The sequence below is a fragment of the Bradyrhizobium sp. HKCCYLRH3073 genome, from assembly GCF_051167995.1.
GTDB lineage: Bacteria > Pseudomonadota > Alphaproteobacteria > Rhizobiales > Xanthobacteraceae > Bradyrhizobium.
Genome location: NZ_JBNPUD010000006.1, coordinates 94,983 through 108,083, shown reverse-complemented (window position 1 = coordinate 108,083; position 13,101 = coordinate 94,983). Strand labels below are relative to the sequence as shown.

Here is a 13,101-nt window from a genome sequence, read left to right as displayed (position 1 = left end):
CTTCGTAGGTGTGGTCAAAAATTGCCGGTGACTTCGCCGGAAAATCAGCCACAATGCGCGCGGTCTGCGGCCCGCCGTTCGGGCCGTTCCGTGTCGACCTACCCCCCGCGAGGATTTCTCATGAAACCACTCAAACTCATCGGCTTGGCTCTGGGCGCATCGCTGGCGCTCTCGACCGCAGCTTTCGCCGAAGACATCAACATCGCCGTGGCCGGCCCCATGACCGGCAGTGAATCGGCCTTCGGCCGCCAGATGCAGAACGGCGCCGAGATGGCGGTGGCCGACCTCAACGCCGCCGGCGGCGTGCTCGGCAAGAAGCTCGCACTGCAGGTGGGTGACGATGCCTGCGATCCGAAGCAGGCACGCTCGGTTGCCGAAAAGCTCGCCGGCTCCGGCATTCCGTTCGTCGCCGGCCATTTCTGCTCGTCGTCGTCGATCCCGGCCTCCGAGGCCTATGCCGACAGCAACGTCCTGCAGATCACGCCCGCCTCGACCAACCCGCTGTTCACCGAGCGCAAGCTGTGGAACGTGGCGCGCGTCTGCGGCCGCGACGACCAGCAGGGTCTCGTCGCCGCCAACTACATCGCGAAGAACTTCAAGGGCAAGAACATCGCGATCCTCAATGACAAGACCACCTACGGCAAGGGTCTCGCTGACGAGACCAAGAAGGCGCTGAACAAGGCCGGCGTCACCGAGAAGATGTTCGAGTCCTACAACAAGGGCGACAAGGACTTCAACGCGATCGTCTCCCGCTTGAAGCGTGACAACATCGATCTCGTGTATGTCGGCGGCTATCATCAGGAAGCCGGCCTCATCCTGCGCCAGATGCGCGACCAGGGTCTCAAGACCATCCTGATGGCGGGCGACGCGATGAACGACAAGGAGTTCGCCTCGATCACCGGTCCTGCCGCGGAAGGCACGCTGTTCACCTTCGGCCCCGAGCCGCGCAACAAGCCGAGCGCGAAGGCGATCGTCGACAAGTTCAAGGCCAAGAACATCGATCCCGAGGGCTACACGCTCTACACCTACGCCGCGATCCAGGTCTGGTCGCAGGCGGTGAAGAAGGCCAATACCACCGACGCCAAGAAGGTGATGGACACCATCAAGGCCGGCGAGTGGGACACGGTGCTGGGCAAGCTCGGCTTCGACGCCAAGGGCGACATCAAGCAGATCGACTACGTCGTCTACAAATGGGACGCCAAGGGCGGCTACGCCGAGCTCGGCGGCAAGGGATCCTGATAGGAACTCCCGCTTCGACCATCAGCTGGATGCAAACGCCCCGGTCATCGACCGGGGCGTTTTGTCGAAGCGCCTGAAGGAAATTGCGAAACTCCGTCATACGGAGAGAAAGTAGCAGGCCGGCTCAGCCGGCACAGGCCGAAAGCGATGCGGCCCCCTTCGCCGCGACTGCCGACCGGGCCGTTTCGACGGCGCGCATCAGCTCCGCCGGGCGGAACGGTTTCTGCAAGTACACGACACGGGTCAGCTCGTCCGACATCGATGCGCCATCGAAGGCGTTCATACCGGAGACGGCGACCACCGGCACGTCGGGAACCAGCGCACGCATGCTACCGATGAGATCGAGCCCATTGGAATCATCGAGATAGATGTCGACGATGGCCGCATCGAATGCCTGGTCGCGGAACAGCTGCAGTCCGGACGCGGCGGTTCCCGCTTCGACCACGTCGAACTGATTGACGCGCAGCACCATGGAGATCATGGCGCGCACATCCTTCTGATCGTCGACCACCAGAATCCGTGGCATCAACTTCTCCAGAATTTTTCCGTTGGACAGCCTACAACATCGAAGGAAATCGAGCACAACTACCGGTATATTTATCTCATTAGCGGTAAAGGTGCAGTTACTTCTACTATCGACTCATTCTACAGAACGTCTCGATCTGGTACCATACAACCTTCATTAGAACATTGATTTTTATCGCGCACAAGTGGTGGCCGCCGCGTTTTGCACGTTGGCTCTGTTGCGCAGGATTCCTGGAGATGCAGAGCATCGAGGATCATCGCGAAGTCCTTCTGTCGACGTCCACCGCGACGCGCCGAGACCAGATCGCAGCATTGGCTGCGATTGCGATCTCGACCCTGCTGTTTGCCGCTGCCGCTCCCTTTGCAAAGGTGCAGTTGCCGGCAGTGCCTGCGTTCGTCGCGAGCTACCAATCGGCGTTGGCGCTGAACGATCTCATCACTGCGTTCCTGCTGTTCTCCCAGTTCGTGCTGCTGCGCTCCCGACCACTGCTGTGGCTGGCCTCCGGTTACCTGTTCACCGCGCCGGCGTCGCTGCTGCATACGCTGGTGTTTCCGGGGCTGTATTCTCACAGCGGCCTGCTCGACGCAGGGCCGCAGACCGCGGTGTGGATCTACATGATCTGGCACGGCGCGTTCCCGCTGTTCGTTCTCGCCTATGCGCTGCACGACCGTGTCCATCCGACACCCGTCAAATCCGTCGCGCTGTCGCTGTCGGTCGCCATTCTCGGCGTGGCGATCGCGCTTGCGGCACTGACCTGGGCGGTGATCGCCCATGATGCAGCGCTGCCCGCGCTCGTCCGCGCCGACGCTGCCACGCCGGCATTGAAGATCGTGGTCGGCGCCATCTGGTGCGTGACGTCGGCTGCCCTGCTCGTGCTGGCGCTGCGCCGGCCGCACAGCATTCTCGACCTCTGGGTCATGGTGGTGCTGTGCGCCTGGCTGTTCGATCTCTCGCTCTCCTCGCTGCTCAACGCCGCCCGATTCGACCTCGGCTACTACGCAGGGCGCATCTACGGCCTGCTGGCAGCGAGCTTCGTGCTTGGCGTCCTGCTCGCGGACAATGTCAGTCTGCAGGCAAGACTCACGCGGCTGTTGCAACGGCAGCGCCGCGAGAGCGAGAGCGAGCGGGCACGCTTCATCGCGCGCGAGCGGCTGTTCAGCGCCGTGGTGGAATCCTCCAGCGACGCCATCATCACGCTGACGCTGCAGGGCAAGATCACGTCATGGAACCGCGCTGCCGAACACCTGTTCGGATATCGCGCAGACGAGGCGCTCGGCCACGACATCGGCCTGATCGTGCCCGCGGAACGACGCAGTGAGGTCGATCGCATCCTGAGCCGGATCGGGGACGGCGAGAACATCGAGCATCACGAGACGATCCGCCGCCACAAGGACGGCCACGAGATCGAAGTGTCGCTCGGCGTGTCCCCGATTCTCGACGCGCGTGGCGCGGTCGTCGGCGCCTCCAAGGTCGCGCGCGACATCACCGAGAGCAAGCGCACCCGAACCGCCCTGACCCGTGAGACCGAGGAGCGCCGCCGCATCTTCGAGACCTCGCAGGACCTGATCCTGGTGGCCAACTCCTACGGACAATTGATGCAGGTCAGCCCGAGCGCGGTGGACGTGCTCGGCTACCGGCCGGAGGAGATGGTCGGCCGCAATGCCAGCGACTTCGTCTTTCCGCCCGAGCTCGAGGCGGTCCGTAGCCAGATGCGCGCCTGCCGCCGCGGCCGCGACGTCCACAATTTCGAGGCGCAGCTCCTGCACAAGGAAGGCCGCGGCGTCGTCCTGAACTGGATGGCGAGCTGGTCGGACCCGGTGCAGCGCCACTTCTTCGTCGGCCGCGACCTCACCGAGAAGCGCGCCGCCGAGGCGCAATTCCGCCAGGCGCAGAAGATGGAGGCGGTCGGGCAGCTCACCGGCGGCGTCGCCCACGACTTCAACAACATCCTCACCGTCATCACCGGCAGCATCGGCATTCTTGCCGACGCCGTGTCCGACCGGCCGGAGCTCGCCTCCGTCGCCAAGCTGATCGACGACTCCGCCGACCGCGGCGCGCAGCTCACGCGGCAGTTGCTGGCCTTCGCCCGCAAGCAGCCGCTGCAGCCGACGGATCTCGACGTCAACGCGCTGTTGAACGAGACCGCAGCCTTGCTGCAGCCGACGCTCGGCGCGCAGATCGAGATCGAGCGCACGCTCAGCTCCGATCCATGTACCGCACTGGCCGATCCGAACCAGCTCGCCACCGCGATCGTCAACCTCGCGCTCAATGCACGCGATGCGATGCCGCAGGGCGGAAAGCTGACGCTGGAAACGGCCAACGTCGCGCTCGACCAGGACTATGCCGACGCCCATAGCGAGGTTGCCGTCGGCGATTACGTGATGATCGCTGTCAGCGATACCGGCTGCGGCATCCCGCCCGCCTATCTCGAGAAGGTGTTCGATCCGTTCTTCTCGACCAAGGGCACCGGCAAGGGCACGGGCCTCGGCCTCAGCATGGTGTTTGGCTTCGTCAAGCAGTCGGGCGGCCATATCAAGATCTATAGCGAGGTCGGCCACGGCACCTCGATCAAGCTGTATCTGCCGCACTCGGCGTCCGCTCCGGCCGCCAGCGCGGGCCTGCAGGCGCCGGACGCGCGCGGCGGCAACGAGACGATCCTGATCGTGGAGGACGATCCGCTGGTACGCCAGCACGTGATCGCCCAGGTCGGCAGCCTCGGCTACACCACCCTGGCCGCAGCCAATGCCGCCGAGGCGCTCGACGTGCTGGAGCGCCATCCGGAGATCGACCTGCTGTTCACCGACGTCATCATGCCCGGCGCCATGAACGGCCGCCAGCTCGCCGATGCCGCCCGCGCGCGGCGGCCGTCGCTGCGGACGCTGTTCACCTCGGGCTATACCGAGAATGCGATCGTGCATCACGGCCGCCTCGACGCCGGCGTGCTGCTGCTGCCCAAGCCCTACCGCAAGCCCGAGCTCGCACGCATGATCCGCATCGCGCTGGAGCGATGAAGCAGCGCGCTGTTGCATTGAGCCGCCGCGTCGGCCGCGCTATCCATCCGGCATCATCACCTGCAGCGAGGGCGACCGTGCAGAACCTCCTCACCGACATCCCTGGCGTGCGCGTGGGACACGCCGATGACGCGGCGCTCGCATCCGGCGTCACCGCGATCCTGTTCGATCAGCCGGCGGTCGCCGCGATCGACATCCGCGGCGGCGGGCCTGGGGTGCGCGAGGACGCTCTGCTCGATCCTGCGAATACCGTGGAACGGGTCGACGCCATTGCCCTGTCGGGCGGCTCGGCGTTCGGGCTGGAGGCCGCGAGCGGCATCCAGGCCTGGCTGGCGGAACAGGGGCGCGGCTTTGCCGTGCGCGACGCGCTGATCCCGATCGTCCCCGGCGCGATCATGTTCGACCTCTTGAACGGCGGCAACAAGGCCTGGGGTCGCTACGCGCCCTATCGCGAGCTCGGCTATGCGGCCGCAGCGGCGGCCGACACGACCTTCGCGCTCGGCAGCGTCGGTGCCGGGCTCGGCGCCACCACCGCCAACCTGCAGGGCGGACTTGGCTCGGCGTCAGCGACGACGACAGGCGGCATCAAGGTCGCGGCCGTCGCGGTCGTGAATGCGGTCGGCAGCGTCACGGTCGGCGACGGTCCGTGGTTCTGGGCAGCGCCGTACGAGGTCGACGGCGAGTTCGGCGGCCGCGGCCTGCCGGCCGCCTTCACGCCGGACATGCTGGCGATGCGCATCAAGGGCGGCCCGGCGGCGTCGGCCTCCGAGAACACCACGATCAGCCTCGTCGTGACCGACGCCGTCCTGACCAAGGCGCAGGCCAAGCGGCTCGCGATGATGGCGCAGACCGGCATGGCGCGTGCGATCTATCCGGTGCATCTGCCGCTCGACGGCGACATCGTGTTCGCGGCGGCGACCTGCGCCAGGCCGATCGAGCCGCTGGTCGAGCTGAGCGAGCTCGGCATGGTCGCGGCCAACGTCCTGGCGCGCGCGATCGCCCGCGGCGTCTATCACGCGAGGCCGCTGCCCTTCGCCGGCGCGCTGCCGTCCTGGCAAGGCCGCTTCGGCAGCTGAGCCTACGCGCTGATCGCGGTCGTAGAAGACGTGGAGGCTGACAGCATGTTGGACTGCCGCTGGATCAGCTTCTCGATCATGTTGTAGGACGAGGTCGCAGCGCTGGACGCGGTGGTGGCCGCCGGCGTCGTCAGCGTCACCTTCGAGCCATCCGCGTAGGTGATCGTGGTGGTGGTCGACCCGTCGCTGTTGGTGGACGAGGAGCTCGAGGCGCCCGACAGCGCCTGCATCAGCGCATCCGCTCCTGCTCCCGACGAATTGCCGCTGCTGCCCGACCCGCCAGAGCCGGCCTGATGATGATGGCCACGACCGCTTCCCGCCCCCTTCAGCGCCGATGTCAGCTCGTCCATGCTGACACTGCCGTCGCCGTTGCTGTCGAGCTTGCCGAACACCTTGTCGGCATTGGCGAGGTTGGTGCCACCGGCGCCGAGCGCGTTCTCGAATTCCGACTTCGTGATCTGCCCATCGCCATCGCCGTCGACCTGTGAGAACAGGTCCTGCAGTGGGTTGGTCGAAGAACTCGCCGATGTCGACGATCCCGACTGGCTCTGCGCCGCCAGCAACGCGTTCATCGTCTCCGGCGCGATCTGCCCGGAGCTGCTGCTGCCGGAGCTCGACCATGGGCTGAAATTGCCCGAGTTGCTCGAGCCGCCGCCGTTCAGACTGAACAGGCCACCGCCGGAATTGCCCGATTTGCCGGAACCGGACTTGGTGGATCCCAGCGACTGCAGTCCATCCAGGACCGACGACGCGGCCCCCAGTGCAAGACCCCACATGGCGAAACTCCGAGAAGGCCGCTATGAGCCGCGGCGACAACAATCCTGCGCCTTCCCTCGCAATCGCCGTGCCACCGCCAAACCGCTGATATGTCGGGATATTGCGCCACGTTGCTGACGCCTGAACCCGGCACTTCATGCCGCGCCCGGCAGATTTTTCCTGCCCACGTTGCCGCAACCGCGCCCGCATGATACGGCGACAATCCCGATCGCACTGGAACAGCCGTCCATGACCCAGCCCTTCACGCCGCGTCCGCTCGTCATCGCGCCTTCGATCCTGGCGTCGGATTTCTCCAAGCTCGGCGAGGAGGTTCGCGCCGTCGATGCCGCCGGCGCCGACTGGATCCATCTCGACGTCATGGACGGCCATTTCGTGCCGAACATTTCCTACGGCCCTGACGTGATCAAGGCGCTGCGCCCGCACACCACCAAGATCTTCGACGCGCATCTGATGATCACGCCGTGCGATCCCTATCTCGAAGCCTTTGCCAAGGCCGGCTGCGACCACATCACGGTCCATGCCGAGGCCGGCCCGCATCTGCATCGCTCGCTGCAGGCGATCCGCGCGCTCGGCAAGAAGGCCGGCGTCTCGCTCAACCCCTCGACGCCGCTCAACGTCATCGAATACGTGCTCGACCTCGTCGACCTCGTGCTGATCATGTCGGTCAACCCCGGCTTCGGCGGCCAGGCATTCATCCCCTCGGCGATCGGCAAGATCCAGGATCTGCGGGCGATGACCGCTGGCCGGCCGATCGATATCGAGGTCGATGGCGGCGTCGGCCGCGACAATGCCGGCGCGCTCGCCGCCGCCGGCGCCAACGCCTTCGTCGCAGGCTCCGCCGTGTTCAAGGGCGGCACGGAGGAGGCCTATCGCAGCAACATCTCCGCGATCCGCAGCGCCGCCACGTTGGCGCGCGGCGAAGCGATCTGAGGCACGCGAGGCGGGATGCACGCGCTCACGCCGCAGCCGCTGACGAAAGCCGCGTTCGCCGCCTTCGGCGACGTCGTCGAGACCGATGGCGCCCAGCCCATCGACATCAACCAGGGCTTTGCCCGCCGCTGCAACGGCCTCGCCGCCATCGACGTCACCTCGGGCGGCGTCGACGTCAATATCAGCCTGTTCGAGGCCAAGCCGCGGCCGCTCCCGATCGAGATCAGGCTGATGGAGCGGCATCCGCTCGGCACCCAGTTGTTCATGCCACTGCAGGACCGGCCTTGGCTGGTGCTGGTCTGCGCCGATCCGCGGGATCCCGCGAGCTACCGCGCCTTCGCCGCCAGCGGACGCCAGGGCGTGAACTACGCGCGCAACGTCTGGCATCATCCGCTGCTGGTGTTCGACGAGGCCTCGCGCTTCATGGTGGTCGACCGCATGAGTCCCGACAATCTCGAGGAGCTGTGGCTCGACCAGCCGCTGTTCCTGAGCATCCCCTGAATCATGGCGCGCGGGCGTGCCGATCCGCGCGCAGGAGAGACGACGATGGACAAGCCGAACTACTTCGTGCCGCAGGGCGGCCACCCGCCGCAGACCGATCTTCTCACCGGACGCGCCGTGTTCACCGAGGCCTACGCCGTGATCCCGAAGGGCGTGATGCGCGACATCGTCACCTCGGCGCTGCCGTTCTGGGACAAGACCCGGACCTGGGTGATCGCGCGTCCCCTCTCCGGCTTCTCGGAGACGTTCTCGCAATACATCGTCGAGGTGTCGCCCGGCGGCGGCAGCACCCAGCCGGAGCCCGATCCGGAAGCCGAGGGCGTGCTGTTCGTCGTCGGGGGCGAGATCGCGCTGACCGTCGCCGGCACCGAGCATCGCCTGGCCAAGGGCGGCTACGCCTTCCTGCCGCCCTCCTGCAGGTGGACGCTGAAGAACGCCAGCGCGGCGCCTGCGACCTTCCACTGGATCCGCAAGGCCTATGAGGCCGTCCCCGGCATCGCCGCGCCGGAGCCCTTCGTCACCAACGAGGCGACGATCGCCCCCGTCGGCATGCCCGGCACGGACGGCCGCTGGGCCACCACCCGCTTCGTCGATCCGCTCGACGTCCGCCACGACATGCACGTCAACATCGTCACCTTCGAACCGGGCGCCGTGATCCCGTTCCTGGAGACGCATGTGATGGAGCACGGGCTCTACGTGCTCGAGGGCAAGGCGGTCTACAAGCTCAACCGCGACTGGGTGGAGGTCGAGGCCGGCGACTTCATGTGGCTGCGCGCCTTCTGCCCGCAGGCCTGCTACGCCGGCGGACCCGGCCGCTTCCGCTATCTGCTCTACAAGGACGCCAACCGCCACATGAAGCTGCGCCCGTTCCGGTGAGGGGCGCGGGCCCGCGAATGCTCCGGCAACGCCGGACCTCGTAGGACGCGCGATCGGAACCGGACTTCTATCTCAACTCTAACGCCTCACGTCCCCGATACGGCCTTGCCCGGCGCGTCGTCATCCTCATCATCCGCCTCTCGCGCGGCGTGGCGTGTGCGGACGACGGTGACAGTGCACCCCGCCTCCGCGGCGACCTTCGCCGAGACGCTGCCGAGCAGCGAACGCAGCACCGAATCGCGACGGGCGCCGATGATGATGTGGTCGACCTGGTTGGCCTCGGCGAACTCGATGATGGTGGCGGCCGGATCGACGGCCTCCAGCACATGCACCGTCAGCCGGCTGGCGTCGAGCTTGAGCGGCGTCGCCCAGTGCTTCAGCGCGACCATGCGGTCGATGTGCTTGTTGTTGCCCTCCTCGTCCAGGGTGCGGTCGATGGTGAGGCGCCCGAGCTTCAGCACGTTGACGCAGGCGAGCCGCGCCGCAGGCAAGGTCGCGAGGATGCGCTGCGCGGTGAGCCGCAGCGCGCCGTTGAGCTCCTCGCCGCCTTCCGCGGTGTCGATCGCGACCGCCACGATCGGACTGGAGGCGATCTGCACCGCGACATCGGATGCTTTCTGTTCCGGCTGCACCAGGCCGCGGTTGAAGCGGCGCCGCCACACGGTGGTGATCGGATCGCGCTTGAGCTTCTCCGCGCGCGCCGTGAGCTTGACCTGGTCGGGATGGCCGAGATCGAAGGCAAGCTGCGCCGCGGTCGGGTAGCGCCAGACCGGCTCGATCTCCAGGCAGCGCAGCACGATCTCCTGCAGCCACGGTGGATAGTCCGGCTTCAATTGCCGCGGCGGATAGGGATCGCGCCAGAGACGCCGGCGCATGCCCCGCAGCGTCTCGGTCTCGCCGAACGGCCGCACGCCGGTGGTGAAGAAGTAGAGCAGCACGCCGAGCGAAAAGATGTCGCTGCGCGGATCGCTGCGCGTGCCCATCATGCGCTCGGGCGCCATGTAGGGCGCCGTGCCGTAAGGCAGGCGGAACTCCTCCTGCAAGAGATCCGGCAAGTGCTTGTGGCAGGACAGGCCGTAGTCGATCAGCACCGCCTCCCCCGACGGCCGGAACATGATGCTGGAGGGCTTGATGTCGTGATGGATGACGTGCTGCCGGTGAATATCGGCGAGCGCGGTCGCGATCTTCGCGACCAGCACCCGCGCCTCCTCGTAAGCCAGCGGCAGCTCGGGCAGCCGCTTGTACAGCGTCTCGCCCGGAATCTGCTCGATCACGACATAGGCCTGGGTGGCGAAATCGCCGGTGCCGAAACAGGCCGGCACGTGCGGTCCCGACAGTTTTGGCAGGATCATCTGCTCCATCTCGAAGCTGACGATCGCCGCGGGATCCTCGCCCTCGGAGACGCGCGGCACCTTCATCAGGATGGGCCGGTCGATGTCCGGATGGGCGACGCTCCACAGCGTCGCCATGCCGCCGGAATGGACACATTCGCCGACCGTGAAGCCGTCGATCACGACGCCCGGCTGAAGTTTCGCTCTTGGCATGCTCTACCGCCCCATCGAGAGCCGCTGCGCCAGCCAGGGCGGCAGGCCGTTGTCGCGAATGCGCTGCGCCGCCGCGTCGACGTCATAGGGCACGCGGCAATAGGTCAGCTCGCGGGTCTTGGTGTCGAAGGTCACGAACGACGCGGCCGGATCGCCGTCGCGCGGCTGGCCGACCGAGCCGACCACGGCCAGCCATTGCCGGCCGCGCAACAGCTGAATGGGCATGTTGGCGGTCGGGGTGAAGCTCGTCATCTTGGCGGTGGCGGACATCGAATATAGCGCCGGACGGTGGATGTGGCCGCAGAACGTCACCTGCGCCTCGGTGGCGATCATGCTGCGCGCGGCATCGGCCGACGACTGCACATAGCGCCAGCGCGGCGGGCTGGACGCCTCCGCATGCACGAACAACCGGTCGTCGTCACCGATGCTCATCGGCAGCTCGGCGAGAAAGCGGCGCTGCTCGGCGCTGAGCCGGCCGCGCGTCCATTCCATGGCTGCCTGCGCCTCGGCATTCATGGTCTCGCTCGCGACCGAGACGGCATTGTCGTGGTTGCCGCGCACCGCCAGCCCGCCCTCGGCGACGATCTCCATGACGGTGTCGACCGACCATTCCGGATCGGCGCCATAGCCGACGATGTCGCCGAGGCAGATGAGACGATCCGCGCCACGCGCACGCGCCGCCTCCAGGCACGCCGCAAAGGCCTGCCGATTGGCATGGATATCGGTGAAAATCGCAAGCAGCACGCCGTTCCTCCCGGTTCAACCGTACAAGCGGGCTTCGCACGGAATTTGAGCAACATCAAACCGGCCGGGCCGGGCAAGGGTTTTGAGCGCTGGCGGTTGACGCGCGGTCTTTCGTTCTCGCGGCGGCTCACGCCCGAGCTTTGCGATCGCGGTGCCCAATCGACAAGCGAGAGGGCGCGGGGAATGCCGGGTGAAGGCCTCACCCATGGCCCGCCTGCAGAAAAACGCAGGCGGCAGTCACCACAGGTTCAGCCGAACATCCGGCATTCCCCGCGCGACGGTTTTAACGCTTATATCGTGATCTCCCCGGGGACCGGCTTGTTGACCCCGTCATTGACGCAGCGCGCGAGCGCTGGCGTCAGCTTGACCTCGGCACCGGGAGGCCAGGACGACACGACTTCACGTCCGCAGGCCAAGCGCTCGTCTCACGCCAGCCCAGCGTCCATCGCTTCCCCGCCCCACGTGTCGTGACGATCGCGCGCTACGCCCCTCTGCTCGGGACGGGATGATAGCGTACAGCATGATTTCTGAAAAAATGAAATAGATTTCTTGGATGGCGCTTGCTACACGGCGAAATCCGTTCCCGCGTCTCACGCTCCGGAATAACCGATGATTATCGCTGTTTGGAACGAAGTACTTGGTGGTGTCGATCTGATGGTCGATACCGACGGCGTCGATGTGTTGATAGATCAATTGACTAGACTTAAGACGCAAAACAGAAATCACCTGCATATTTATGATGTCGGGCTGACATCTCCTTGGGGACACAAGCAGGTTGCCAAGCAGATCGTCATCAATTGGATTGGCGAACCCGACCTCTTTGAGGAGGAGGAGTCGTAGTCCGTGCGCCCACGCCGGAAGCGGCAGTCGAGTGTCTCACGCGCTCTGTCGGTGAACCCGGATATCGCTTTCGCTCTTCCGGGCTACACGATGATGAAGACCTCGCTGCTGTCATAGTCCCCGCCTCGCATGGTCGATGAGCGCGCGGAGCTTGGGCGCCAGGTTCCGGCGCCTTGGAAAGTACAGGTAGAATCCGGCAAACGGCGCGGAAAAGCTTTCGAGCAGAGGCACCAGTTCGCCACGCGCGACGTAGGGCTGGAACGTCTCCTCCATGCCGAAGGTGATGCCGCCGCCCGCGCATGCGGTGCGGATCATCAACGACATGTCGTTGGTCGTCAGGCTGGGCTTCACCTCGACATTGAAGTCCCTGCCCGCTTCGGTGAACTCCCAGCGATAGGGCGCGACCAGCGGAGCGGGCCGCCAGCCGATGCAGGCATGATGAATCAGGTCGCGCGGGTGCGCCGGCGCGCTGTGTTCTTCCAGATATCTCGGTGCGGCGAAGGCCAGCTGCCTCTGATCTCCGGACACCGGGACAGCGATCATGTCCTGCGCGATGACTTCTCCGAGGCGCACCCCCGCGTCGTAGTGCTCGGCGACGATGTCGAAGGTGTCGTCGGTGATGGTGATGTCCAGTTCGATCGCGGGACAGGTTTGCATGAACGAGGCCAGCAATGGCCCGGAGATGAAGCGCTCGGCGATGGAGGACACGGCCAGCCGCAGCAGGCCGGACGGCGGCCCGGCCTTGTCGCCGATCTGCTCGGCGGCGGCATTCAGCGCGCCGATCGCCGGCGCGACATCGGCATAGAAACGGCGTCCCGCCTCGGTCAGGCTGAAGCTGCGGGTCGTCCGGCTGACCAGGGAAATCCCGAGATGGTCCTCCAGCCTGCCCATGGCCTGGCTGACGGCAGACCGCGTCACGCCCAGACGGTCCGCGGCAAGGCGGAAGCTCCCGGCCTCGGCGACTGCCACGAACAGCTCGATCATGTTCTTGTCGATCCGCATTGGTTAGACTCGCTTACCACCGAGACAATTATTGG

Annotated in this window: 12 protein-coding genes; 7 read left to right on the top strand and 5 right to left on the bottom strand. The window is 66.0% G+C overall.

Translation table 11 applies throughout. The features are described from left to right. The first annotated feature begins 120 nt into the window (after positions 1–120). Positions 121–1,239: a branched-chain amino acid ABC transporter substrate-binding protein gene (locus ACQR1X_RS16245; RefSeq protein WP_315714776.1), complete on the top strand. Its 1,119-nt coding sequence runs from the start codon at positions 121–123 to the stop codon at positions 1,237–1,239. Between the two features lie 124 nt (positions 1,240–1,363). Here the strand turns inward: ACQR1X_RS16245 and ACQR1X_RS16240 are convergent, their stop codons facing one another. Further along, positions 1,364–1,765: a response regulator gene (locus ACQR1X_RS16240; protein ID WP_315801147.1), complete on the bottom strand. Its 402-nt coding sequence runs from the start codon at positions 1,763–1,765 to the stop codon at positions 1,364–1,366. A gap of 236 nt (positions 1,766–2,001) precedes the next feature. Between ACQR1X_RS16240 and ACQR1X_RS16235 the strand changes: the two genes are divergently transcribed. Both ACQR1X_RS16235 and ACQR1X_RS16230 read left to right on the top strand, forming a co-directional pair. After that, positions 2,002–4,776, top strand: a complete 2,775-nt coding sequence (locus ACQR1X_RS16235; RefSeq protein ID WP_315801148.1) for a PAS domain S-box protein — start codon at positions 2,002–2,004, stop codon at positions 4,774–4,776. A 77-nt stretch (positions 4,777–4,853) separates the two neighbouring features. Further along, positions 4,854–5,852 carry a P1 family peptidase gene (locus tag ACQR1X_RS16230; RefSeq protein WP_315801149.1) on the top strand — a complete coding sequence of 333 codons (999 nt, stop codon included), beginning with the start codon at positions 4,854–4,856 and terminating at the stop codon, positions 5,850–5,852. 2 nt (positions 5,853–5,854) lie between these two features. Here ACQR1X_RS16230 and ACQR1X_RS16225 read toward each other — a convergent pair whose 3' ends face one another. Beyond that, positions 5,855–6,628, bottom strand: a complete 774-nt coding sequence (locus tag ACQR1X_RS16225; RefSeq protein WP_434899203.1) for an EF-hand domain-containing protein — start codon at positions 6,626–6,628, stop codon at positions 5,855–5,857. A 229-nt stretch (positions 6,629–6,857) separates the two neighbouring features. On the opposite strand from ACQR1X_RS16225, the gene rpe reads away from it, so the two are divergent. Genes rpe through ACQR1X_RS16210 form a run of 3 tightly spaced genes read left to right on the top strand, consistent with a single transcriptional unit; the run spans position 6,858 to position 8,936 of the window. Then, complete coding sequence (gene rpe, locus ACQR1X_RS16220; protein ID WP_434846361.1) at positions 6,858–7,559, top strand: ribulose-phosphate 3-epimerase; 702 nt, start codon at positions 6,858–6,860, stop codon at positions 7,557–7,559. A 15-nt stretch (positions 7,560–7,574) separates the two neighbouring features. Further along, positions 7,575–8,060: an ureidoglycolate lyase gene (locus ACQR1X_RS16215; protein WP_434846362.1), complete on the top strand. Its 486-nt coding sequence runs from the start codon at positions 7,575–7,577 to the stop codon at positions 8,058–8,060. A 45-nt stretch (positions 8,061–8,105) separates the two neighbouring features. After that, positions 8,106–8,936, top strand: a complete 831-nt coding sequence (locus ACQR1X_RS16210; protein WP_434899202.1) for a bifunctional allantoicase/(S)-ureidoglycine aminohydrolase — start codon at positions 8,106–8,108, stop codon at positions 8,934–8,936. 86 nt (positions 8,937–9,022) lie between these two features. On the opposite strand, the gene ACQR1X_RS16205 is transcribed toward ACQR1X_RS16210, so the two are convergent. After that, positions 9,023–10,480 (bottom strand): protein kinase domain-containing protein, encoded by a 1,458-nt coding sequence (locus tag ACQR1X_RS16205; protein WP_434899201.1) that lies wholly within the window; start codon positions 10,478–10,480, stop codon positions 9,023–9,025. 3 nt (positions 10,481–10,483) lie between these two features. Next, entirely contained in the window at positions 10,484–11,224 is a 741-nt protein-coding gene (locus ACQR1X_RS16200; protein WP_434892364.1) for a metallophosphoesterase family protein, read from the bottom strand. A 609-nt stretch (positions 11,225–11,833) separates the two neighbouring features. On the opposite strand from ACQR1X_RS16200, the gene ACQR1X_RS16195 reads away from it, so the two are divergent. After that, entirely contained in the window at positions 11,834–12,064 is a 231-nt protein-coding gene (locus ACQR1X_RS16195) for a hypothetical protein (RefSeq protein WP_315801156.1), read from the top strand. Between the two features lie 111 nt (positions 12,065–12,175). Here ACQR1X_RS16195 and ACQR1X_RS16190 read toward each other — a convergent pair whose 3' ends face one another. Beyond that, the gene (locus ACQR1X_RS16190; protein ID WP_434886573.1) at positions 12,176–13,066 is read right to left on the bottom strand and encodes a LysR family transcriptional regulator; all 891 of its coding nucleotides are present in this window, start codon (positions 13,064–13,066) and stop codon (positions 12,176–12,178) included. Positions 13,067–13,101 lie beyond the last annotated feature (35 nt).

Coding starts and splice junctions, on each gene's coding strand:
- ACQR1X_RS16245 (WP_315714776.1), top strand. CDS start 121: ATGAAACCACTCAAACTCATCGGCTTGGCTCTGGGCGCATCGCTGGCG.
- ACQR1X_RS16240 (WP_315801147.1), bottom strand. CDS start 1,765: ATGCCACGGATTCTGGTGGTCGACGATCAGAAGGATGTGCGCGCCATG.
- ACQR1X_RS16235 (WP_315801148.1), top strand. CDS start 2,002: ATGCAGAGCATCGAGGATCATCGCGAAGTCCTTCTGTCGACGTCCACC.
- ACQR1X_RS16225 (WP_434899203.1), bottom strand. CDS start 6,628: ATGTGGGGTCTTGCACTGGGGGCCGCGTCGTCGGTCCTGGATGGACTG.
- rpe (WP_434846361.1), top strand. CDS start 6,858: ATGACCCAGCCCTTCACGCCGCGTCCGCTCGTCATCGCGCCTTCGATC.
- ACQR1X_RS16215 (WP_434846362.1), top strand. CDS start 7,575: ATGCACGCGCTCACGCCGCAGCCGCTGACGAAAGCCGCGTTCGCCGCC.
- ACQR1X_RS16210 (WP_434899202.1), top strand. CDS start 8,106: ATGGACAAGCCGAACTACTTCGTGCCGCAGGGCGGCCACCCGCCGCAG.
- ACQR1X_RS16205 (WP_434899201.1), bottom strand. CDS start 10,480: ATGCCAAGAGCGAAACTTCAGCCGGGCGTCGTGATCGACGGCTTCACG.
- ACQR1X_RS16195 (WP_315801156.1), top strand. CDS start 11,834: ATGATTATCGCTGTTTGGAACGAAGTACTTGGTGGTGTCGATCTGATG.
- ACQR1X_RS16190 (WP_434886573.1), bottom strand. CDS start 13,066: ATGCGGATCGACAAGAACATGATCGAGCTGTTCGTGGCAGTCGCCGAG.